The following is a 22,112-nucleotide window of genomic DNA, read 5'->3' as shown; positions in this document are numbered from 1 at the left end:
AGAGCCTTCTTGCAAAAGCGAAGAAGGCTCTTGGCATTTGGATCAAGCCACACGAAATCTCTCGCTGATTTCATGCAGCCGCGTGGACAAAGCGAGCAGCTCGGAGGCCAGATGGCGCGACTTGGCTACGGATGAAAGCTGTTCCTTGGAGGCGTCAAGCATCTCTTCTGTGCTGCTTTTCGTTTCCTGCGAGATCGCGAGGAACGTAACCAGCGTGTGGTCGACATCCTGCATGCCTTGGGTAATGTCGGACAGCCCTTCTGTGGCTGCGCGCAGCTCCCCGGTCGTCCGGTCGACGGCCTGGCGCAGATGGAGGAAGGCGGCTTCCGCTTCTTCCAGCTTTTGCACGCTCTCCTGGAGCTGGGTGGAAGCTTGGGAAGTTTCGCGTGAGATGGAAAGCGTCTCAGTCTGAACCGAAGCCATCAGGCGGTTGATTTCAAGCGCTGCCTTTTCCGATTCGTGTGCGAGCTTGGCGACTTCGCTCGCTACTACGGCAAAGCCGCGTCCGTACTCGCCGGCCCGTGCCGCCTCAATGCTGGCATTCAGGGCGAGCAGCTTGGTTTGCTTCGCCAAGTTTTCGATCAACGAAACCGCGTGCCCGATCGACGCCGACTGCTCTTGCATGTTTGCCATACGGGTGTCCAGTTGCTTGTACGTTTGGAAAAAGCGCTGGAAGATGACCGTCAACTCGTCGATTCTGCTTTGGCCGCTGTGCGTGACCGATTCCATCTGGCCGCCTGCTTCGATCACACCCGCGATTCGTGCAAACAGCATGTCGATGGAAGCACGCATCCGTTGAAAAGAAGCACTTGCCTGTTCGGTCGAAGCGGCTGTTTGCTCTACGCCTTTATTCACCGTGTCCAGGCGGATGGAAAGCATCGACGAGCGCTCCCCTGCCTCGTCAGCGGTCTGCCTGATCTCGATGCCGCCGCGATTCAACTCCTGAATCATCGACTGGAACTCGGAGATGATGAGGTGCATCTGCTCGACCATATAATCGAAGTGATGCGAGATCGCTCGGATTTCCGGCCCTTCCTTTTCCAGAGCGGAGCGCTGTGTCAGATCGCCGGCGCTGACCTTTTGGATGGCCTGGATCAATGTTTGGAACGGATTCGTAATACCTCGCACAATAAACAAGCATAGTAAAACAGAGAGGACGAGACTTCCTGCAATGGCAAAAAGGATCAGTCTGGTCGTTTCGTGCAGATGGACTAAATATTGCTCTTGCGGCACGTCGATGACGTAGACGAAATTTTCTTCAGGTGAATGAGTAAAGGCCAAAGTATGTATCGTCCCGTCAATCGGGATGTGGATGACGCCGTAGCGTTCGGCTTCCAACTGATGCGCGTACTCAGGCGGAACGGGGATCGCTCCCTGCTTCGTCACGTTGGGAATCGGCTGAAACGCGCCGCTGCGCACGACGTATTGCTGAACATCGAGGCCTTCCTGGGCCAAAGAATTTTTTTGCTGCAACAGCTCGAACTCCAGCCTTTTCAGATAAGTTTCCTCGTCGGTGACAAAGGCGAACTTCAACAGGGAAATTTTTTCCGTCGTCTTGTCCGTCTCCGAATCGAGTCTGGCTTCCATTTGGGCGATCATGATTTTTTTGGCCTGCGTGTAAAAAGTCCCGCCGATCGCTGCGAAAGAGAGGAGCAAAAGGCAGAACAGCGGCACGGTCAGCTTCGTATGGAGCCGTGCGCGTCTGTGCCAGTGCGTAAATGGGGCTAGTAGTTTGCCAAAGATAAGGTGCGTCTTCATCCGATGTCCCCCTGATTATATGGATAGTCGTGGAGTCCTGTGACTAAGGACTATTGTAAAGAGCGGATGTAAAGCCAGTATGGATAACGTGTAAACGAATGTTAACGAAAACTTAACAACGATTATGCAACAATTTCCGAACGTTTGTCGAATCGTATTCACGCATTTTTCGTTGATAAATGCGTATGATTGTGTTTTAATGTAGTTGAATCGTTCGTGAATTAATCGTAACTCAACCTTTTTATCTGGGAAGGTGGCTCCTACAGTGGAAAAACAGGAACAACTCTACGAAGGTAAGGCGAAGCGTATTTATCGGACATCTGTGCCTGATCAATACTGGGTAGAGTACAAAGACGACGCTACAGCATTCAACGGAGAGAAGCGGGCGCAAATCACCGGAAAAGGTGAGCTGAACAACCGTATTACCGCTATCTTTTTCACCATGCTAAAGGAAAAAGGCATCGACAACCATTTTGTCCGGCTGCTGTCTGCAACAGAGCAAGTAGTCCGCAAAGTGGAGATCATCCCTTTGGAGGTCGTTGTCCGCAATATCGCGGCAGGTTCACTTGCCAAACGTCTTGGCATGGAAGAGGGAACTGTTCTCCCGCAGCCAGTTGTTGAGTTTTACTACAAGGATGACGCACTGGGCGATCCGTTGGTAAACGCCTCCCATATCAAAGTGTTGGGAATTGCGAGCGAAAGTGACCAGACGACGCTTGAGCGCATGGGACTTGCTGTCAATGAGGTTCTCGTACCTTATCTGGCCGAGCGCAATATTACGCTGGTCGATTTCAAACTCGAATTTGGAAAAACGCCGGACGGGGAGATTCTCCTCGCCGATGAAATATCCCCGGACACATGCCGTTTCTGGGACTCTGTCACAAAAGAGAAGCTGGACAAAGACCGCTTCCGTCGCGATTTGGGCAATGTAGAAGAAGCGTATCAAGAAATGCTGAAGAGACTGGGAGGAGACGTACATGTTTAAAGCTGTTGTTTATGTAACCCTGCGCGAGAGCGTTCTGGACCCGCAAGGCCATGCAGTAAAAGGGGCTTTGCACACTCTAGGTTTTGACGAAGTAAACAATGCGCGTATCGGAAAGTACATGGAACTGGAACTGAACACGGCAGATCGTGCGCAGGCAGAAGAGCGTGTACGTGAAATGTGCGAAAAGCTCCTGGCTAACACGGTGGTTGAAGACTATCGCTTTGAGATCGTGGAGGGCTAAGGATATGCGAGTAGCCGTTATCGTTTTTCCAGGCTCGAATGCTGATGTAGATTTGTACAACGCAGTTGAAGATGTCATGGGAGTGCCTGTTGACTACGTATGGCATTCCGAAACAGATTTGTCCGGTTATGACGCAATCCTTTTGCCGGGCGGATTCTCTTATGGAGACTATTTGCGCTGTGGCGCGGTCGCTCGCTTTTCGCCCGTGATGGAGCAAGTGGTGAAGGCAGCAGAAGCAGGCAAGCTGGTAATGGGAATCTGTAACGGCTTCCAAATCCTCACAGAGGTAGGGCTGTTGCCAGGCGCTCTCTTGCGCAACCGTTCCCTCAAATTCGCCTGCAAGCTGTCCGGGCTTCGCGTCGACAACAACGAAACACCATTTACCCTCGACTATGCGGCTGGGGAAGAAATCCAAATCCCGATCGCGCATGGCGAAGGAAACTACTACTGTGATGAAGAAACGCTCGCGAAGCTTAAAGCGAACAAACAGATCGTTTTCCGCTACAATGGCGAGAACCCGAATGGTTCTCTTGATGATATCGCAGGCATTTGCAACGAGCGCGGCAACGTACTCGGCATGATGCCTCACCCGGAGCGCGCTGTCCACAAGTGGATGACATCCGATGACGGCCGCCGCATGTTTACCTCGATCCTGAAGACGTGGAGGGAACAAAACAGTGTCACAACTCACGCATAAAGAACCGACCGCCCAGCAAATTGCCGATCAGAAGCTCTACCGTGAGATCGGGCTGACTGACGAAGAATACCAACGTGTAGTAACGATTATGGGACGCCAGCCAAACTGGACAGAAACCGGATTGTACAGCGTTATGTGGTCTGAGCACTGCTCCTACAAAAACTCCAAGCCTGTCCTGCGCAAGTTCCCGACAAAAGGCCCTCGCGTTCTGCAAGGACCAGGTGAAGGGGCCGGGATCGTGGACATCGGCGACAACCAGGCTGTTGTATTCAAAATCGAGAGCCACAACCACCCTTCTGCTATCGAGCCGTATCAGGGAGCAGCTACAGGCGTGGGCGGGATCATCCGCGATGTATTCTCCATGGGTGCACGCCCGATCGCATTGCTCAACTCGCTGCGCTTTGGCGAGCTGACCACGCCACGCGTCAAATATTTGTTTGAACATGTGGTTGCGGGAATTGCCGGCTACGGTAACTGCATCGGGATTCCTACCGTTGGCGGAGAAGTGAACTTCGATCCTACGTATGAAGGCAATCCGCTCGTTAATGCTATGTGCGTGGGTCTGATCGACCACGAGAAAATTCAAAAAGGCGTAGCCTCCGGTATCGGCAACCCGGTCATTTACGTCGGGGCGAGCACAGGACGCGACGGTATTCACGGCGCGACTTTTGCCTCCGAAGAGCTGACCGAGGAATCGGAGAAAAAGCGCCCGGCTGTACAAGTGGGCGACCCGTTCATGGAAAAATTGCTGCTGGAAGCGTGCCTGGAACTGATCGACACAGGAATCGTCGTAGGGATTCAGGACATGGGTGCGGCTGGTTTGACCAGCTCCAGCTCGGAGATGGCATCCAAAGCGGGCAACGGAATCGAGATGAACCTGGATCTCGTGCCGCAGCGCGAAGCAGGCATGTCTGCTTACGAAATGATGCTGTCCGAATCGCAAGAGCGCATGCTTGTCGTTGTGGAAAAAGGCAAGGAAGCGGAAGCGATCGCGATTTTTGACAAATGGGGCTTGGCTTCCGCTGTCGTGGGCAAAGTAACGGATGACAGCAAGCTGCGCCTGTTGCACAAAGGCGAGGTCGTAGCAGAAGTGCCAGCAAACAGCCTGGCAGATGACGCTCCGGTTTACCACCGTCCTTCCGCAGTGCCTGCTTACTATGAAGCAAACGGAAAAGTGGATGTGCTGGCTGCCATCGAGGAGCCAAAAGATCTGAACGAGACGCTGAAAAGTCTCTTGGCGCAGCCGACTGTTGCCAACAAGGCATGGGTGTACGAGCAATACGACCATATCGTACGCGCGAATACAGCAGTGAAGCCTGGTTCTGACGCAGCAGTCGTCATGGTGCGCGGCACGCGCAAGGCTCTTGCCATGACAACCGATTGCAACGGACGCTATGTGTATCTCGATCCAAAAGTGGGCGGCGCCATCGCGGTAGCGGAATCCGCGCGCAACGTCGTGTGCTCCGGTGCCGAGCCACTTGCGATCACCGACTGCCTCAACTTCGGCAGCCCGGAAAAGCCGGAAGTATTCTGGCAGTTCGAGAAAGCGTGCGAAGGCATGAGCGAAGCGTGCGTGGCCCTCGACTCGCCTGTTATCGGCGGTAACGTATCTTTTTACAATGAACGCAGCGGCGATGCGATCTACCCGACTCCAACTGTCGGCATGGTCGGTCTGATCACCGATGTTGACCATATTACGACGCAAGACTTTAAAAACGAGGGCGACGTCATCATCCTGCTCGGCGACACGTTCGCGGAGCTGGGCGGCAGCGAGTATCAAAAGCTCGTGACAGGCGCAATCTCCGGTCGTCCGCCGCAACTGGACCTGACCAAGGAAGCCGCTGTGCAAAAGCTCGTGCTCACAGCGATTCGCCAAGGCTTGGTCAATTCCGCGCACGACTTGTCCGAAGGCGGTCTGGGTGTAGCGCTGGCGGAATCTTGCTTCGGCAAAAACATCGGCGCACAAGTCGAGCTTACATCCGACTTGCGCACAGACGTGCTGTTGTTCAGCGAATCCCAATCCCGCATCTTGCTCAGCGCAAGCAAAGAGCAGGCGGAAGCGATTGTGGCATTGGCAGGTGAGCACGGCGTACCAGCTGCAAAAATCGGTACGATTGGCGGCGAGCGTCTGGTAGTAACAGTGAACGGTACGGAAGCAATCAACGCTTCCACTCAAGAGGTGAAAGCAGCCTGGAAGGATGCGATTCCATGTTTGATCGGGTAATCTGGGACAAACTGAATGAAGAATGCGGCGTCTTTGGCATTTACAACCACAAGGAAGCATCCCAATTGACCTATCTGGGTCTGCATGCCCTTCAGCATCGCGGTCAGGAGAGCGCAGGTATCTGCGCCTCCGACGGCGAGAAGTGGTATAAGCACCGGGGAATGGGACTCGTCTCCGAAGCATTCGGCAAAGGCGACCTGGAAAAATTCCGTGGCCATATCGCCATCGGTCATACCCGTTATACGACCGCTGGCTCCAGCAAAATCGAAAATGCCCAGCCGCTGTTTTTCCGCTACGCGCAAGGCAGCATGGCTGTTGCTCATAACGGCAACCTCGTCAATGCCGCTGTCCTGAGAAAAGAGCTGGAAGCGAAAGGCTCCATTTTTCAAACGACAAGCGACACCGAGGTTATTGCCCACCTGATCGCACGCTCCGAGAGCCGCGATTTGCCAGGAGCAGTAAAAGATGCTCTCCAGCACATCAAGGGCGCGTATGCGCTGTTGGTCATGAACGAGAAGCAGTTGGTCATCGCTCTTGATCCGAATGGACTCCGTCCGCTGTCTCTCGGCCGACTGGGGGATGCGATCACTGTGGCTTCCGAGACCTGTGCGTTCGATATTATCGGGGCGCAGTACTGGCGCGATGTTCAGCCGGGAGAAATGATCGTCGTCGATCAGGATGGCATCATCGAAACCAAGCATACCGAGACAACGCAGCGCTCGATTTGCACGTTTGAATACATTTATTTCGCCCGTCCTGACAGCGACATCGACGGGATCAACGTCCACATGGCGAGAAAGCGCCTCGGCAAGCAGCTTGCCCTGGAATCGGCTATCGACGCTGATGTGGTTACAGGGGTGCCGGATTCGAGTATTTCGGCGGCGATCGGTTTTGCGGAAGCGACAGGTATTCCGTACGAGATCGGTCTGATCAAAAACCGCTACGTCGGCCGTACTTTTATCCAGCCGAGCCAGGAGCTGCGCGAGCGGGCTGTTTATCTCAAGCTGTCTGCCGTTCGCAAAGTCGTGGAAGGCAAACGGGTCGTCATGATCGACGATTCGATCGTGCGCGGTACGACAAGCAACCGGATTGTCCGCATGCTGCGCGAAGCTGGCGCCAAGGAAGTTCATGTCCGCATCAGCTCTCCGCCTGTCATGAACTCTTGTTTCTACGGAATCGATACCTCTACGCGCGACGAGCTGATTGCGTCGACCAAGTCGGTAGAGGAAATTCGTCAAATCATTGAAGCCGATTCCTTGTCCTTCTTGTCCGTCGAGGGCATGATCAATGCCATCGGCCGCCAGGATTCGGCTCCAAACAAAGGACACTGCCTCGCCTGCTTTACAGGGGAGTATCCGACCGAGATTGAATTTGAAGAGGCGCTACCAGCGACCAAGTGCTAATACAAGCAACCTCTTGCAAGGGGGAGAAACGATGAGTGAAGCATACAAACAAGCGGGCGTAGACATCGATGCGGGTAACGAAGCAGTCGAACGCATGAAAAAACACGTGAAGCGGACATTCCGTCCCGAAGTGCTGACCGATTTGGGCGGCTTCGGAGCACTGTTCCGTCTGGACACGAAAAAATACGAAAAGCCGATTCTCGTATCTGGTACCGACGGGGTGGGCACCAAGCTGAAGCTGGCTTTTGCCATGGACAAACACGATACGATCGGGATCGACGCCGTTGCCATGTGCGTCAATGACGTCGTGGTGCAAGGCGCGGAGCCGCTCTTTTTCCTCGACTATTTGGCGGTAGACAAAGTCGTTCCGGAAAAAATCGAGGCGATTGTCAGCGGGATCGCCGAGGGCTGCTCCCAGTCCGGCTGCTCGCTCATTGGCGGCGAGACGGCAGAAATGCCAGGCATGTACGCCGAGGGCGAATACGACATCGCTGGATTTACCGTAGGGGTTGTCGACGAAAGCAAAATGATCACGGGTGCGAATGTGGCAGCAGGTGACGTTTTGATCGGGCTTGCCTCCAGCGGCGTGCACAGCAACGGCTTCTCGCTCGTGCGCAAAGTGCTCTTGGCAGACAAGGGCATGTCCTTGCACGACCATGTAGACGCATTGGGCAAAAAGCTCGGCGAAGAGCTGCTGACCCCGACTCGCATTTACGTGAAGCAAGTGCTGGCTGTGCTCGAATCGTTTGAAGTAAAAGCTTTGGCCCACATCACAGGCGGCGGCTTCACGGAAAATATCCCGCGCGTGTTGCCGGAAAACACGCAAGCGGCCATTAACGTAGGCTCCTGGCCTGTTCTGCCGATTTTCACACTTGTACAGGAAGCAGGAAACATTTCGTATCCCGACATGTACAAAACGTTCAACATGGGCATCGGCATGATGCTGGTCGTGAAAGAAGCAGACGCAGCGAGCGTCATGGAAAAACTGCAAGAGCTTGGCGAGCAGCCGTACCTGATTGGCAACATTCAGGAGGGTGAGCGCAAAGTCGTATACAACGGGGTGGAATGGTGAGAAAGCTGGCCATTTTCGCCTCAGGAAGCGGCTCCAACTTCGAAGCGATCGTGCAGGCTGTCCAGGCAGGCCGACTTCCCGGTGTGGAAGTCGCTTTGCTCGTATGCGACAAGCCGCAGGCGAAGGTGCTGGAACGCGCGGAACGTCTGGGCATTGAAGCATTCGTGTTTCAGCCAAAAGATTACGCCAACAAGGCAGCTTTTGAAGCAGAAGTCGTGCAAGAGCTGCAAAAGCGGGAGATTTCGCTGGTCGTGCTGGCAGGCTATATGCGGCTGGTGGGCGAAACGCTTTTGGCTGCCTACGAAGGAAGCATCATCAATCTGCATCCGTCGCTGTTGCCAGCTTTTCCAGGCAAAGACGCGATCGGCCAGGCACTTGCTTACGGGGTAAAGATAACGGGGGTAACGGTACATCTGGTAGATGCCGGTCTCGATACGGGGCCGATCATCGCTCAGGTCCCGGTAGCAGTGCAGGAGCAGGATACGGCGGAAACGCTGGCAGCGCGCATCCACGCCGTGGAGCACGGACTGCTGGTGGAAGTCATCGGCATGCTGGCGGAAGGCCGGGTGCAGGTTGCAGGACGTCAAGTTCAGGTGAGATCATAACAGGCAACAAAAGACCGACACAGCTCAATCGTGTCGGTCTTTTTCGTGCTGGCAGCGTGAGCGCCAAAATCTTTCTCTCGCGCACGGTCCGAGATACGGTTTATTCAACTGAGCTTGTGCAACCAGTCCCGGGAAAAATCCGCTTATCCGAACGGGCAGCGCTTTTGGCCAGCAGCTTTTCACATTCATCCGCCGGAACGGGTTTGCTGAAAAAATAGCCCTGCACCGTCAGGCAGCCAAGCGATCGCAAAAACGATAGCTGTTCCTTCGTTTCGACGCCTTCTGCTACGAGAGACAGCTTCAGGCTGTGAGCCATGGCTGCGATTGCGGTGACGATCGGCAAGTGAGAAGAAGAGTCCGACATGTTGCGCATAAACGACTGATCGATTTTCAACGAATTGATCGGCAAAAGCTGCAAGCAGCTAAGCGAGCTGTACCCGGTGCCGAAGTCATCAATTGATATCTGGATGCCCATGGCTTGCAGCTTTTGCAGGCGGGGAATGACAGCGTCAAGCCTGTGCATGGCGATACTTTCGGTTATTTCCAGCTCCAAGTAGCTTGGGTGTAGCCCCGTTTGTTGCAAAATGTCTTGGACCATCGTCACCAGATGCTTGTCCTGCAACTGGCGCATCGACAAATTGACGGCAAGCCGCACAGGAGGCAAAGCTTGCTGCTGCCACTTGACGAACTGCTGGCAAGCTGTCTGCAACACCCAGCGACCGATGGGAATGATCAGTCCCGTCTCTTCGGCGAGCGGAATGAAATCAAGCGGAGAGACGATGCCATACACCGGATGCTGCCAGCGGATCAACGCCTCCAGGCCGACAATATGCTCGTGCTTGCTGTCGTACTGGGGCTGATAGTACAACTGAAATTCCTCGTTCTCCAGCGCAGTGCGCAGTCCGGCTTCCAACGTCATTTTTTTGACGAAGGCGTCGTTCATCTCCGGTTGGAAAAACTGGATGTTGTTGCGGCCGTGTTCCTTCGCCTGATACATGGCTGCGTCCGCATTTTTGACCAAAGCTTCCGCGTCCGTGCCGTCCTGTGGAAAAAGGCTGATTCCGATGCTGATTGTGACCACAAAGCTTTGGTCACCAACCGTGATCGGCATGCTCAGCCTTTGCAAAACGGCTTCTGCGAACCTTTTTGCTTCCGTATGGGACATCCGGGGCAGGATGATCGTAAATTCGTCGCCACCCAAGCGGCAGACCGTATCGTTAGGACGTGCAGTCTCTTGCAGTCGCCGGGCGATTTGCGCAAGCAGGCCGTCTCCCGTGGAATGTCCGAGTGTGTCATTGATGTATTTGAACCGATCCAGGTCGAGAAACAGGACAGCGAGCTGGCTTTGCTCGCAGGCGGCCTGTTCGAGAGCGGCATCGAGCCTGCTTTGGAAAAGGGAGCGGTTCGGCAAGCCCGTCAACGTGTCGTGATAGGCGAGATAGTGAATCATGGCTTCGGTTTGCTTTCGTTTCGTAATATCCGTGGCGATGGCGAAATAGCCTACGACCGTATTCGTCACCACGATCGGGACGACGGTGACATTCAGTTCGATTTGCGTCCCGTCTTTATGAAAAGTGGAAATATCGTAATTGTCCGAGCTTCCTTGCTGGGCGTTCCGGGACATCAAAAGCACGCGGCGAATCCCTTCCTGATTCAGCAGCGCCCGGTAAGACTGATTGCGCACATCGTCCAGGGTGTATCCGGTCACGCACTCAAAAGCGGGATTGACGTTCAGGAATCTTCCGGACAAGTCGAGCCAGCAGACGATATTCGGATTATGCTCAAACAAAGATTTGTAGCGCTGCTCGCTCACTTCCAGACGTTGCTGCGCCCATTTTCGCTCCGTAATATCGTGAGTGACGATCAAGGCGCCGACAGGTTCTCCGGTGGGCGAGGACAGCAGCTTGCCGTTGGCGACCAGGATGGAAACAGCTTTTCCGAGAGGCTGTACCCAAATCTCCTGGTTGTAGACTTGTTCGTTGCGCAACACGCGGACAGACGGCAACTCCGCAAAAGCTACAGGAGTGCTGCCGTCAGGATGGTAAAAGGAATAAGAGCCGTACGTATGTTCATGCAAGTCTATAGGCTCGGACATGCCGAAGCGCTTGGCCGCTTCATTGAAAAAAAGGATGCGCCCATCCAACCCGTACACAGTCACTCCGGCCTCCATGTGCTCCAGAATGGGCTGTAGCAAAGTTTCATGCAAGGCTGAGGAAGGCATGGCACCCAAAGAATCGTCAACTGGTGGAAAAAGCAGCTGATGGCGAGTTGACTTCATGTAAGCCTCCGGGCTGATGCATGTAATAGTACCATTTATGTTAATGAAACTGAGAATCATTGTCAACAAACGATTCGTACGTCTGAAAGCAAACCAAATCCGCCCTGCCGACATATTGTAAAAAGAAGCAGCTGAAGAGGAGGAGCCGATTTGAGCGGAGATTTTGTTGCCGATTTGCTGGGCAAGCTAAGCAAGCGAACAGGGCGGGAATGGACGCTGAACGATATTATGAAGCTCGCACAAAAATTTCCCAAAGGCGGGGGCAATATCGACGAGCTGATGGAAGAACTGTCCGACATGGGACTTGATGTTCCCGAGGAGACGAAGGAACGCGTCAAGGACAGGATGAAAAACGGCAAGTCCATTTCCATGGAAGAACTGGGCAGCATGGTCCCGAAAGCGAAAGAGGTCAAGGCCAAAAGCAGCAAGCCCAAAAAGCCGTCGAGAGCGGCTGGGAAGAGCAAGCATCTGTCCCTTGCCGAGCGGGTGAAAAAGCTGTCCGGTGGAAACAAAAAGAAGCGGTAAGCCTGCTGCCGGAAAAAAGCGGGAATGTGCAGTCGCGAGTGCCGAACAGGCATGGGCGGCTGCGTTTGTTTTCGCTGAGGAAACTCTTGATAAAAACGTACAATTATGTTTTAATATGAAAGGAATGTTCGTGTTTTAGTATTGCAAAAAAGCTTTTAGCCATGTTTTCTTACTAATAGTCAGGAGGTTCTATCCGTGAGTGTGAAAAAAGCGTTGATCAGCGTTTCTGACAAGACAGGATTGATTCCGTTTGCCCGTCGTTTGGCAGCTGCCGGAGTAGAGATCATTTCCACCGGAGGTACGGCTTCTCTCTTGAAAGCAGAGGGTGTTCCCGTCATTGGCATTTCCGAAGTAACCGGATTTCCCGAGATTTTGGACGGGCGCGTCAAAACGCTGCATCCGAATATCCACAGCGGCCTCTTGGCTGTGCGTGACAACGAGGCACATCAAAAGCAACTGAAAGACCTGAACATCGAAACGATCGATCTGGTTGTGGTAAACTTGTATCCATTCAAGGAAACGATTGCCAAACCGGACGTGACATACGAAGATGCGATTGAGAATATTGATATTGGTGGGCCGACGATGCTGCGTTCTGCGGCGAAAAACCATGCGTTCGTGAGCGTCGTGGTCGATTCCGCCGATTATGAAAAGGTAGCCGAGGAAATCGAGGCAAACGGCGATACTACGCTGGAAACGCGCCGTCGTCTGGCTGCGAAAGTATTCCGTCACACAGCTGCCTACGATGCCCTGATCTCCCGTTATTTGAGCGAGCAAGTGGGCGAGCTGCTGCCAGAGAGCTACACGGTGACGTACGAAAAAGCGCAAGACTTGCGCTACGGCGAAAATCCGCACCAACGCGCTGCTTTTTACCGCGAACCGCTGTCCAGCCAGCTGAGCATCGGCTACGCAGAGCAACTGCAAGGCAAAGAGCTTTCCTACAACAACATCAACGATGCGGACGCGGCGCTGGCGATTGTGCGTGAATTTACCCAGCCGGCAGTTGTGGCGATCAAGCATTCCAACCCTTGTGGCGTGGGCATCGGCGCAGATATTCGCCAAGCGTACCAAAAGGCGTACGAGGCTGATCCTGTCTCCATTTTCGGCGGTATCGTAGCGGCGAACCAGGCGATTGACAAAGATACGGCCTTGGCGATGAAAGAAATTTTCCTGGAGATTATCATTGCTCCTGATTTTACGGAAGAAGCGAAAGCGGTTCTCGCCGAGAAAAAGAACTTGCGTCTCTTGCGCATCCCGGCATTGAATGAGTCTGCGAAAAAAGCGGACAATCTGTTCCGCGTGGCTCCGGTAGCGGGCGGCGCATTGATTCAGGACTTCGATTACAAACAGCTGGAAGAAAGTGAAATCCAGGTTGTAACCGACCGTCAACCGACAGCGGAAGAAATGGCCCAACTGCAATTCGCCTGGAAGGTTGTCAAGCACGTGAAGTCCAACGCTATTTTGCTGGCAAAAGACAACATGACGATCGGCGTCGGCGCAGGTCAAATGAACCGTGTCGGCGCTGCGAAAATCGCCATCGAGCAAGCGGGCGAGCTGGCAAAAGGCTCCGTTTTGGCTTCCGATGCGTTTTTCCCGATGGGAGACACTGTAGAAGCAGCTGCTGCCGCAGGCATTACGGCGATCATTCAGCCAGGCGGCTCGATTCGCGATCAGGAGTCCATCGACGCTTGCAACCGCGCAGGAATCGCCATGGTGTTCACTGGCACGCGCCACTTCAAGCACTAATCTGTACAGATCCCTTCAGTAACAGGAGGATATCCATATGAAAGTATTGGTAGTAGGCGGCGGCGGCCGCGAGCACGCCATTATCTGGAAGCTTTTGCAAAGCTCCAAAGTACAGAAAGTATACTGCGCTCCCGGCAACGGAGGAACGGCTGAGATTGCGCAAAACGTCCCGATTGGCGTCAATGACTTTGCCGCTATGGCCCAGTTTGCCAAAGACGAGGGAATCGATCTGACTGTGGTAGGCCCGGAAGATCCGCTTTTGGGCGGGATCGTCGATTTCTTCGAGGAACGCAACCTGCCTATTTTCGGGCCGAACAGTAAGGCGGCGATGATCGAAGGCAGCAAATCGTTTGCCAAAAGCTTGATGAAGCGCTATAACATCCCGACTTCTGCTTACGAGTCGTTCCTCGATTACGAGTCAGCGAGCGCCTACGTGCGTCAGCAAGGCGCGCCAATCGTGGTAAAAGCAGACGGTCTGGCCGCAGGCAAAGGCGTCGTAGTGGCCGAGACTATCGAGGAAGCGGAAGAAGCGCTGCGGCAAATCATGCAGGAAAGCGTCTTTGGAGAAGCGGGAGCGCGTGTCGTCATCGAGGAGTGCATGTTCGGGGAAGAGCTGTCTCTGCTCTCTTTTGTCGACGGCGAAACCGTGAAGCCAATGATCACCTCGCAGGACCACAAACGCATTTTCAACGACGATCGCGGCCCGAATACAGGCGGCATGGGCACTTACGCTCCTGTGCCGCAAATGTCGCCAGAGCTGGTCGAGACGATTGTGAAGACTATCGTCGAGCCGATGGCAGCAGGCATGGCCAAAGACGGAATCCCGTTCAAAGGCATCCTCTACACCGGACTGATGATTACCGAGCAAGGACCAAAAGTGGTTGAGTTCAACGCCCGTTTTGGCGATCCCGAGACGCAAGTGATCTTGCCGCTCTTGGAAACGGATTTGCTCGATATTTTTGTGGCGACCGTGAACGGAGAGCTGGATGCGGTGGATGTCACCTGGAAAGAGGGCAGCGCCGTATGCGTGGTGATGGCGGCTCCTGGCTATCCTGGGGAATACCCGAAAGGAAAGCGGATCGACGGACTTGCGCAAACGAAAGAGACAGTAACCGTTTTTCATGCCGGAACGAAGCAAACCGAGGAAGGCATCGTGACAAGCGGCGGCCGTGTGCTTGGCGTAGTAGGCACCGGAGCCAACCTCGAAAAAGCGCGTGAGGCAGCTTATGCAGCCGTGCAGTCGATTTCGTTTGAAGGGGCACAGTATCGCACCGACATTGCAGCGAAAGCGATGAAATATCAACAGAAGAACTAACAGGGGAAAGAAAAAGGCAGTCTCGTTCGTCGCTGAGGTACGAACGAAGGCTGCCTTTTTGTTGTAAAAAATGCCGCGACATTTTTTTAAAAGAGTTGCACGACTGCTCTCATCACCGCTTGGTTACAGCCCGATTTGTTCCCCAGCCAGAGGTGCATTCTTCGCTTTTGCTTTGGCTGCCATAACTTGCGACACCACATAGACGAAGAGGAACAACAGCATGCAGACGGCAGACCAGCGGTACATGACGGAGTAGCTGGAATGGGTAGCGAGCACGCCGAGCAGCATGGAGCCTGCCGCGATGCCGAGGTCGATCGAGTTGAAAAACAGTCCGTTTGCCATGCCGCGCTGTTCCGGCGTGACGACTCTGACCATCCACGCTTGAATAGACGGTTGAATCATGCCGTACCCCAAGCCGTAGAAAAAGGCCGAAGTCAAAAGCAGCGCTTCGCTCGTCGTGACGGACAAGATCAGCAGGCTGATGCCTACAAAAATCGCGCCAGGCGGCAGAACGGCGACGTGACCTTTGCGATCGTACAGCTTGCCGGAAAAAGGACGAATGAGTACCATGGCGAATGCGTTGGCGAGGAAAAACCAGCCGACGTTTGCGAAGTGGGTTTCTTTTCCGTACAGTGCCAAAAAGCTCAAGATGCCTCCGTACGTAATCGACAAACAAAAATTCAGACTCACAGGCAAGAGCAGTTTTTTGTCGAAAAAGCGGCCAACCCCTTTGATCGGGGCACTGTTAACGGCTGATGCTGATGGAGATGTGGTTGTTGCAGCCGGGCGAAGGTTGTACGCGCGAATCATGTGCATTAAAGGGAAGATGGCAGCCACCAGCACGACAAGGGCGAAAAGCATATAGCCGAATCCGAATGATTGGAGAATGCCGAGTCCGATCACTGGACCGAGCGCCATTGCCAGGCTCGTGGACAGGCCGAAATAGCCCATTCCTTCCCCGAGCTTGCGGATGGGAATGACATTGGTCACGATGGTTGGAAACGTCGTGCTGCCCATGCCGAAGCCGATCCCGACGAAAACGCGCAACAGCAAAAACAGGGCGATGTTCCCAGCCCAGAAGTATCCCGCACTGAAGATGCCGACAGTGCACAGGGCCATAACGGCAATCGCTTTGCTGTTTTTCGTTCGGAGCGCTTCGCCTGTGAATACGCGCGCGACGACGGCGGCCAAAGAAAACAGGCTGATGACGAGACTGACGACAAAATCGTTTGCCTGATACGTCTGTTTGACGTACGCAGGGAACGTAGGCGTCTGCATTTGGATCGTAAGAAATAACAACAAGTTGCACACAGTTAAAAGGACGAAATCCTTCGTCCACAGTTTCTCTCTACTCTCTCCCAACGGTTTCACTCCTATTCGGTTGTATGGCGGTCTATGTTCTCGTTGATTTCAAGCAGAATTTCCCGCAAAAAAGCCAGTTTCTCCGGCGGCAAGCCCGCAAAAATGTCCGCGACGGCTTTGGCCTCTGTCGGAATCGCCTTTTCAATCCACTCCCGGCCGTTTGCGGTGAGCGTCACGATATAGGCACGGCGATCCTGGTCGCTCAGCTTTTTTTCAATCCAGCCTTTTTTCACCAGGTTGTCGAGAATCCGCGTCATCGTGGGCTGGTCTTTTGCCGAGCGCAGGGCAAGCTCTTTCTGGTTGATCCCGTCCTCTTCCCGCAGGCGGTACAAGACGGCAAATTGCTCCGTCGTCAAATCAAATTCACGCAAGAACAGCGAGACGTAGTGAATCATGCGGCGGTACGTGTTGCCGATCAAAAATCCAAGCGGTTCATTTTGCCAATGATCGATCATGACAAGGTCATTCCTTTGCACTAAAATACTTGCTTTGACAATTATATGCCTAGCAACTAATTTTGTAAATGGAAAAACCGCCTTTCCCTCAAGGCGGTCGCATCTGTGGAAAATCACTTTTGATTATTGGCGATAGCGCCCTTTTCTTCGGGAGCTGTAAAAGGCGTAATAGCCGACAACGCCGATGACACCAAGAATCATGGCCATGACAAAGAAATTGTGTGACATCCATTCATAGAGTGGCGTTCCGACGATCATGGACAGCGTCTCCTCTTTTCTACGAGTAAGTAGGGTAACGTGTGCTGCTGTCGTCCTTTTCCTGGGAACGGTACGAGATGAACTCGCGGGCTGCTTGTTCCATCAATTGGTCTTCGGGAGTCAGCTCGCCTTTTGGCGCGTCGTCTTGTGCTTTGTTCTCCGCTTTTGCCGATTGCGTGCTGGCAGCTTGCGGCTTGTCCGTATGCGTCTGCGAGTTTGCCGAAGCGGACGCCTTTTCATGCTTCTGCTCTTGGGAAGAGTGGGAGGAAGCACCGCTGATTGCGCCTGTGACTTGATTCATGACGGTTTGTATCCCTTTTTGCTTCATTTGATCCATCATCCCGGACATGCCGTTCGCTTTGATCGTATTGATGCCAAGCGCTTTGTACATCGGGCAGAAACGGGTCGCGCCTTCCGCTACCTTCATCGCAGAAAAGGCCATCAGCAGCCAGGGGGCATTGTGCGGACGACGACTCATTTTTCCAATGCCGTAGGCCAAGCCCAACAGACCGCCTGTCATACGAATGATCGCATCTGTAGTACCAACGTTCTTTTGCATTTGCTTTCGCCTCCTGTTGCATCTTCTACGAGGTAGTCTGTGATAAATCCGTCCAGGCAACCCGTGGAAATTGTTAGGACGATGTGCTGGGCGAAGCAGGGGAAGCATTCGCAAGTGGCGAAGCAGTAAAGAATGAAATGAACGACTATTCAGTCGATTTGCATGATTGGACACCGAGAGGAGAGAAGTGGCATGCGAGTTCGCGCTTTATCGGAAGAAGCGTACCTGAATCTGATTCGTGTCAGCAAAAGGCAGGCTCCGGCAAGCTTGTGGATCAAGGGAGCCAGCGTACTGAACGTGTATACAAAGGAATGGCACGAGCATCACGTCGTTGTGGCGGGAGAGCGAATCGCTTATGTAGGAGAAAAGGAGCCGCTCGTTGATGAACATACCGAGATCATCGACGCGAGCGGAAAGTATTTGGTTCCCGGCTATATCGAGCCGCACGCGCATCCTTTTCAATGGTACAACCCGTTTACGCTGGCAGACTTCGCCTTGGAGCGGGGCACGACGACACTTGTGTCCGATACGCTGATGCTGATGAATTTGCCGTCGGAGCAAATTTCTGCGCTGATGGAATCGCTCGCCGCGCATCCGGTGAAGCAATATTTCTGGGGCAGACTCGATCCGCAAACGGGCAAAGAACATCCGCAATTCACAAAAGACGGCCTGCGACGCATGCTGGAGCATCCGCTGGTCGTGCAAGGGGGGGAACTGACGAACTGGGGCGGCGTGCTCCAAGAGGACGACACCTTGCTGTTTGGCTTGAAGCATACGCGCGATTTGGGCAAAAGAATGGAGGGGCATCATCCGGGAGCATCCTGGGAAACGCTGAACATCGCCAGCGCAGCAGGCATCACCGCTTGCCACGAAGGGATTACCGCCGAAGATTTGCTCGCGCGGCTGCGTTTGGGGATGTACGCGACACTCCGCCACTCCTCGATTCGGCCTGACTTGCCAGAACTGGTAAAAGGCTGGCTTGCGCTCGGTCTGCCGTGGTCTTCGCGGATGATGCTTACATCAGATGGCTGTACGCCTCCGATGCACCGAAACGGCTTCATGGACTACACGCTTCGCGTAGCGATAGAAGCTGGCATGCCGCCCGAGGAGGCATATGTCATGGCGACGTTGAATCCGGCTGTCTACTACGGTCTGGACGCTGAACTGGGCGGAATTGCGCCTGGACGGATCGCGGACATGGTCCTTCTTGCCGCCAAAGACGATCCTGCGCCGCTCGCTGTCTTTTGCAACGGCGAACAGGCGGCAGAGAGCGGCAGGCTGCTTGTCCCGACAGTCGAGCCACGCTGGGCCGACTACTCGTTTGAAGCAGCCGATCCGTTGGCAGAGCGAGCACGAGCGGACTGGTTTTGCCTGCGGCCTGACGCGGAAGGAAAAGCTCCGGTACTGAACATGGTCAACGCAGTCATTACGCGGATGACGCTGGAAGCTTTGCCTGTAGACGAGCAAGGCTGCATTTCACTGGCGCATGACCCGCAGCTCGCTGTGATCGTCAGCATCGATCCGGCAGGCAAAAAGCGCACGGCTGCCGTGCTGCGCGGTTACGGTGAGCATTTGCACGGGCTGGCAAGCTCGTATACGGCTTCTGGCGACTGGCTTGTCATTGGCCGCGATCCGCAGGCGATGGCGGCTGCGCTTGAACGAGTCAGGGAAATCGGCGGGGGAGTCGTTTTGATCGAGGATGGGCAGATTGCCTGCGAATGCCCGCTGCCGCTTGGCGGGAAATTTTCCCCGGCCCCGATGAGCGAAGTGATTTCCATGGCCGAGAATTTGACGGCCAGACTGCGCGCCAAAGGGCATGTTCATCTTGATCCGATCTACTCGCTGCTGTTTTTTACGGCCACGCACCTGCCCTACGCAAGGCTCACCGCGGAAGGGATCGCAGATGTAAAAACAGGACAAATCGTCGTTCCGGCACTCCCTCTGTAGAGAGGGAGTGCTTGTTTTTTTCATCCGCAAATGTAATGGATAACATTAAAGCTTTATTGTGTGAAAGTAAAGATATAACTGTTTGATTTCAATTGATCGCAATGAAATGCTGAGTATGTAAGCATCTGGTATATGCTTGGAAAATATATTTTTCCTCTTGTAAATTTTCAGATTTATTTTACAATAAATAATAGCCAAGCCACATCTATCTTCTGTTCCATCAGAAAACAAGCTTACATAGTCGCAACCTGGTAGCTAGGGTAGATCGACTGGCGAGGACAAAAATAAAGAATAATTAAAGGGGGATTCAATTCCGCATGAAAAAACTCTCTCACATCAGTATTTTATCTGCGGTATTGGCGACGAGTGTGGCACTCACAGGTTGCGCAGGAACCAGCAACTCATCAGGGGGAAGCAACACGGGCGGAGGTGGTCAGCCAGCGCAAAATCAGCCAAGCACGTCTGGCAGCGGCGGTGGCGCAGCAACAGACGGTGGTGTCATCAAGATCGCAACACAAACCCCCCTCTCCGGGAACCAGTCCTCTCTCGGAGACGCGATCAAGACAGGTGCGGAATACGCACTGAATCAACGCAAGGAAGAATTTAAAAAGCTCGGCTTCGACATCCAGCTCTTCCCGCAGGATGACCAGGCGGACCCGAAAATCGGGGTATCCAATGCGGAAATGCTGATCTCCAATCCTGATGTGTACGGGGTAGTCGGACACCTGAACTCCGGTGTGGCGATTCCTTCATCCGTGAAGTACGAGGAAGGCAAGCTGGTCATGGTCTCCCCTGCCAACACAGCCGTGAAGCTGACCGAGGAAGGGAAGAAAACCGTACACCGGATTTGTGCTCGCGATGACGCCCAGGGACCAAAAGCGGCCATGTATGCGAAAAATACGCTCGGCGTGAAAACAGCTTTTATTATTCATGATAAGACCGCATACGGCCAAGGCTTGAGCGACCAGGTGAAGTTGCAGTTCGAAAAGGACGGCGTGCAGCTGCTCGGGTATGAAGGCATCACGCAAGGCGAAAAAGATTACAGCGCCGTACTGAATCAGGTATCGGCAAAGAACCCTGACATCATCTTTTTCGGCGGGCTTTATCCGGAAGGCGGAATCCTGGTCAAACAAGCCCGGGAAAAAGGATACAAGGGATATTTTATGGGTGGCGACGGCTTGGACTCTTCTGATATGATTAAAATAGCCGGCGATGCTGTCGAAGGCGTTGTGTTTACGTCAGTAGCAGGTGACGTGACGCAAACCGAAGAGGGCAAGAAGTGGGCTGAAGAGTACAAGAAAACCACGAACAAACCTCTAGAAACCTACTCCGTCTACGGTTTCGATTCCATGAACGTCATCCTTAACGGCGTCATGGAAGCAATCAAAGCGAACGGTGGCAAAAAACCAACACGCGAGCAAGTCCTCGAAGCAGTTCACAAAACAAAAGACTTTCAGGGGCAATTCACAAAAGTTACCTTTGATGAAAAAGGTGACAACACAAACGCAGATGTATTCATTTACAAGTATGACAAGGACAAGTCAACTTTTGTAGGCAAGGCCGAGTAATCGCAGCCAACATCACCGTACACTCTTTCATGCCTCATACCGGTAAAGGGGCGGCACGTTGGTGTTCGCCCTTTTCTACGGAAACTCACGTCCAGCCATGTGAATGAATGCAGAAAATTTCTACAAGTTTATTGAGAAGTGAGGGATGGGAAGCATGATGCTCAACATTTTGCCTCAGGTGTTGGTTGACGGATTAACACTTGGATTCATGTATGCAGTCGTAGCCTTGGGCTACACAATGGTTTACGGGATTTTGGAATTTATCAACTTTGCTCATGGAGAAATCTTTATGGTGGGGGCGTTTGTCGGGACAGAGGTATTGCTGATCTCTGATTCCTTGGGGGCGCTGGAAGGCATGAATCCTTTTGTCGCACTATTCTTGACACTGATCATCGCCATGGTGTTAACGGGGGCGCTTGGAGTGGGGATCGAGAGAGTGGCTTATCGGCCGCTGCGTGGGGCACCGCGTCTCGTACCGCTGATTTCTGCTATCGGCGTATCGTTTTTGCTGCAAGACCTTGTTCGTTTTACCGAAGCGCTGGCTCGCAATGAATTTTATCTGAACAGTCCAACTCTTTTTACTGGTTCGATTTCTTTAGGCAGCATTGCCACGATTCCTACCAAAGGCTTGATTGTAATTGTGCTCGCGATCGTAATGATGATAAGTCTGACGCTGTTCATTAACAAGACAAAGTGGGGAATCGCCATGCGTGCCGTAGCGCAGGATCAGAGTACGGCTTCGCTGATGACCATAAATGTAGACAAAGTAATCATGCTGACGTTTTTGATCGGTTCCAGTCTCGGTGGAGCGACAGGCGTGCTGTTCGCCCAAAACTACGGGACGATCGACCCTTATATCGGATTCATTCTCGGATTGAAAGCATTTACGGCAGCCGTTCTCGGCGGAATCGGCAATTTGCGCGGCGCGATGGTTGGCGGAGTGCTGCTCGGACTGCTGGAGTCGCTGTCGGGAGCGTTCATGGGACCGTTGACCAACGGCGCATTCGGTGCCGAGTACAAAGACGTGTTTGCATTCAGTATTCTAATCCTCGTGCTTCTCTTCAAGCCTGAAGGGCTGTTTGGCGAAGCTGTGAAAGAGAAAGTGTAGGTGAAA

19 protein-coding genes are annotated in these 22,112 nt (G+C 53.4%); 13 read left to right on the top strand and 6 right to left on the bottom strand.

Features of this window, described 5'->3' with window-relative positions; genetic code table 11:
• Positions 1-42: 42 nt before the first annotated feature.
• Entirely contained in the window at positions 43-1,758 is a 1,716-nt protein-coding gene (locus EDM60_RS20090; RefSeq protein ID WP_122965572.1) for a methyl-accepting chemotaxis protein, read from the bottom strand.
• A gap of 265 nt (positions 1,759-2,023) precedes the next feature.
• Here EDM60_RS20090 and purC point away from each other — a divergent pair, with 265 nt between their 5' ends.
• From purC to purN, 7 genes are read left to right on the top strand one after another with little or no spacing between them, the layout of a single operon-like run.
• On the top strand, positions 2,024-2,743 hold the full coding sequence (purC, locus tag EDM60_RS20085; RefSeq protein ID WP_122965571.1) for a phosphoribosylaminoimidazolesuccinocarboxamide synthase: 720 nt from the start codon (positions 2,024-2,026) through the stop codon (positions 2,741-2,743).
• Positions 2,736-2,984, top strand: a complete 249-nt coding sequence (gene purS, locus EDM60_RS20080; RefSeq protein WP_122965570.1) for a phosphoribosylformylglycinamidine synthase subunit PurS — start codon at positions 2,736-2,738, stop codon at positions 2,982-2,984. The genes purC and purS overlap by 8 nt, the downstream gene beginning before the upstream one ends.
• Before the next feature lie 4 nt (positions 2,985-2,988).
• Positions 2,989-3,681 (top strand): phosphoribosylformylglycinamidine synthase subunit PurQ, encoded by a 693-nt coding sequence (purQ, locus tag EDM60_RS20075; protein WP_122965569.1) that lies wholly within the window; start codon positions 2,989-2,991, stop codon positions 3,679-3,681.
• Positions 3,662-5,905, top strand: coding sequence for a phosphoribosylformylglycinamidine synthase subunit PurL (purL, locus tag EDM60_RS20070; RefSeq protein ID WP_122965568.1), 2,244 nt, complete (start codon positions 3,662-3,664; stop codon positions 5,903-5,905). Before purQ ends, purL begins: the two co-directional genes overlap by 20 nt.
• A complete protein-coding gene (gene purF, locus EDM60_RS20065; protein WP_122965567.1) occupies positions 5,890-7,308 on the top strand; it encodes an amidophosphoribosyltransferase in 1,419 nt (472 codons plus the stop codon). Before purL ends, purF begins: the two co-directional genes overlap by 16 nt.
• 31 nt (positions 7,309-7,339) lie before the next feature.
• Complete coding sequence (purM, locus tag EDM60_RS20060; RefSeq protein WP_122965566.1) at positions 7,340-8,380, top strand: phosphoribosylformylglycinamidine cyclo-ligase; 1,041 nt, start codon at positions 7,340-7,342, stop codon at positions 8,378-8,380.
• Complete coding sequence (gene purN / locus EDM60_RS20055) at positions 8,374-8,985, top strand: phosphoribosylglycinamide formyltransferase (RefSeq protein WP_122965565.1); 612 nt, start codon at positions 8,374-8,376, stop codon at positions 8,983-8,985. The genes purM and purN overlap by 7 nt, the downstream gene beginning before the upstream one ends.
• A gap of 100 nt (positions 8,986-9,085) precedes the next feature.
• Here purN and EDM60_RS20050 read toward each other — a convergent pair whose 3' ends face one another.
• On the bottom strand, positions 9,086-11,263 hold the full coding sequence (locus EDM60_RS20050; RefSeq protein WP_167470350.1) for an EAL domain-containing protein: 2,178 nt from the start codon (positions 11,261-11,263) through the stop codon (positions 9,086-9,088).
• A gap of 150 nt (positions 11,264-11,413) precedes the next feature.
• On the opposite strand from EDM60_RS20050, the gene EDM60_RS20045 reads away from it, so the two are divergent.
• The 3 genes from EDM60_RS20045 (at position 11,414) to purD (ending at position 14,849) form a co-directional block, all read left to right on the top strand.
• Positions 11,414-11,788, top strand: a complete 375-nt coding sequence (locus EDM60_RS20045) for a hypothetical protein (RefSeq protein ID WP_063229564.1) — start codon at positions 11,414-11,416, stop codon at positions 11,786-11,788.
• Between the two features lie 195 nt (positions 11,789-11,983).
• Entirely contained in the window at positions 11,984-13,534 is a 1,551-nt protein-coding gene (purH, locus tag EDM60_RS20040) for a bifunctional phosphoribosylaminoimidazolecarboxamide formyltransferase/IMP cyclohydrolase (protein ID WP_122965563.1), read from the top strand.
• Between the two features lie 37 nt (positions 13,535-13,571).
• Positions 13,572-14,849, top strand: a complete 1,278-nt coding sequence (gene purD / locus EDM60_RS20035; protein WP_122965562.1) for a phosphoribosylamine--glycine ligase — start codon at positions 13,572-13,574, stop codon at positions 14,847-14,849.
• Between the two features lie 123 nt (positions 14,850-14,972).
• Here the strand turns inward: purD and EDM60_RS20030 are convergent, their stop codons facing one another.
• From EDM60_RS20030 to EDM60_RS20020, 4 genes are all read right to left on the bottom strand, one after another.
• The gene (locus EDM60_RS20030) at positions 14,973-16,211 is read right to left on the bottom strand and encodes an MFS transporter (RefSeq protein ID WP_122965561.1); all 1,239 of its coding nucleotides are present in this window, start codon (positions 16,209-16,211) and stop codon (positions 14,973-14,975) included.
• A gap of 11 nt (positions 16,212-16,222) precedes the next feature.
• Complete coding sequence (locus EDM60_RS20025) at positions 16,223-16,666, bottom strand: MarR family winged helix-turn-helix transcriptional regulator (protein WP_122965560.1); 444 nt, start codon at positions 16,664-16,666, stop codon at positions 16,223-16,225.
• Positions 16,667-16,789: 123 nt separating this feature from the next.
• Complete coding sequence (locus EDM60_RS29485) at positions 16,790-16,924, bottom strand: EYxxD motif small membrane protein (RefSeq protein ID WP_255679199.1); 135 nt, start codon at positions 16,922-16,924, stop codon at positions 16,790-16,792.
• Between the two features lie 19 nt (positions 16,925-16,943).
• On the bottom strand, positions 16,944-17,483 hold the full coding sequence (locus tag EDM60_RS20020; RefSeq protein WP_122965559.1) for a YgaP family membrane protein: 540 nt from the start codon (positions 17,481-17,483) through the stop codon (positions 16,944-16,946).
• A 192-nt stretch (positions 17,484-17,675) separates the two neighbouring features.
• Between EDM60_RS20020 and EDM60_RS20015 the strand changes: the two genes are divergently transcribed.
• The 3 genes from EDM60_RS20015 (at position 17,676) to EDM60_RS20005 (ending at position 22,106) form a co-directional block, all read left to right on the top strand.
• Entirely contained in the window at positions 17,676-19,430 is a 1,755-nt protein-coding gene (locus EDM60_RS20015; RefSeq protein ID WP_122965558.1) for an adenine deaminase C-terminal domain-containing protein, read from the top strand.
• Between the two features lie 317 nt (positions 19,431-19,747).
• Entirely contained in the window at positions 19,748-20,998 is a 1,251-nt protein-coding gene (locus tag EDM60_RS20010) for a branched-chain amino acid ABC transporter substrate-binding protein (RefSeq protein ID WP_122965557.1), read from the top strand.
• A gap of 145 nt (positions 20,999-21,143) precedes the next feature.
• Positions 21,144-22,106: a branched-chain amino acid ABC transporter permease gene (locus EDM60_RS20005; RefSeq protein WP_167470349.1), complete on the top strand. Its 963-nt coding sequence runs from the start codon at positions 21,144-21,146 to the stop codon at positions 22,104-22,106.
• Positions 22,107-22,112 lie beyond the last annotated feature (6 nt).

It is taken from the genome of Brevibacillus parabrevis (genome assembly GCF_003710905.1).
In the GTDB taxonomy this organism is placed as follows: Bacteria; Bacillota; Bacilli; order Brevibacillales; family Brevibacillaceae; genus Brevibacillus; species Brevibacillus parabrevis.
This window is presented reverse-complemented; position numbering and strand designations above follow the sequence as displayed.

Bases quoted from the DNA above. Each gene is read 5' to 3' on its own strand.
- EDM60_RS20090 (WP_122965572.1), bottom strand. From the start codon at position 1,758: ATGAAGACGCACCTTATCTTTGGCAAACTACTAGCCCCATTTACGCAC.
- purS (WP_122965570.1), top strand. From the start codon at position 2,736: ATGTTTAAAGCTGTTGTTTATGTAACCCTGCGCGAGAGCGTTCTGGAC.
- purQ (WP_122965569.1), top strand. From the start codon at position 2,989: ATGCGAGTAGCCGTTATCGTTTTTCCAGGCTCGAATGCTGATGTAGAT.
- purF (WP_122965567.1), top strand. From the start codon at position 5,890: ATGTTTGATCGGGTAATCTGGGACAAACTGAATGAAGAATGCGGCGTC.
- purM (WP_122965566.1), top strand. From the start codon at position 7,340: ATGAGTGAAGCATACAAACAAGCGGGCGTAGACATCGATGCGGGTAAC.
- purN (WP_122965565.1), top strand. From the start codon at position 8,374: ATGGTGAGAAAGCTGGCCATTTTCGCCTCAGGAAGCGGCTCCAACTTC.
- EDM60_RS20050 (WP_167470350.1), bottom strand. From the start codon at position 11,263: ATGAAGTCAACTCGCCATCAGCTGCTTTTTCCACCAGTTGACGATTCT.
- purD (WP_122965562.1), top strand. From the start codon at position 13,572: ATGAAAGTATTGGTAGTAGGCGGCGGCGGCCGCGAGCACGCCATTATC.
- EDM60_RS20025 (WP_122965560.1), bottom strand. From the start codon at position 16,666: ATGATCGATCATTGGCAAAATGAACCGCTTGGATTTTTGATCGGCAAC.
- EDM60_RS29485 (WP_255679199.1), bottom strand. From the start codon at position 16,924: ATGATCGTCGGAACGCCACTCTATGAATGGATGTCACACAATTTCTTT.
- EDM60_RS20020 (WP_122965559.1), bottom strand. From the start codon at position 17,483: ATGCAAAAGAACGTTGGTACTACAGATGCGATCATTCGTATGACAGGC.
- EDM60_RS20015 (WP_122965558.1), top strand. From the start codon at position 17,676: ATGCGAGTTCGCGCTTTATCGGAAGAAGCGTACCTGAATCTGATTCGT.
- EDM60_RS20010 (WP_122965557.1), top strand. From the start codon at position 19,748: ATGAAAAAACTCTCTCACATCAGTATTTTATCTGCGGTATTGGCGACG.
- EDM60_RS20005 (WP_167470349.1), top strand. From the start codon at position 21,144: ATGGGAAGCATGATGCTCAACATTTTGCCTCAGGTGTTGGTTGACGGA.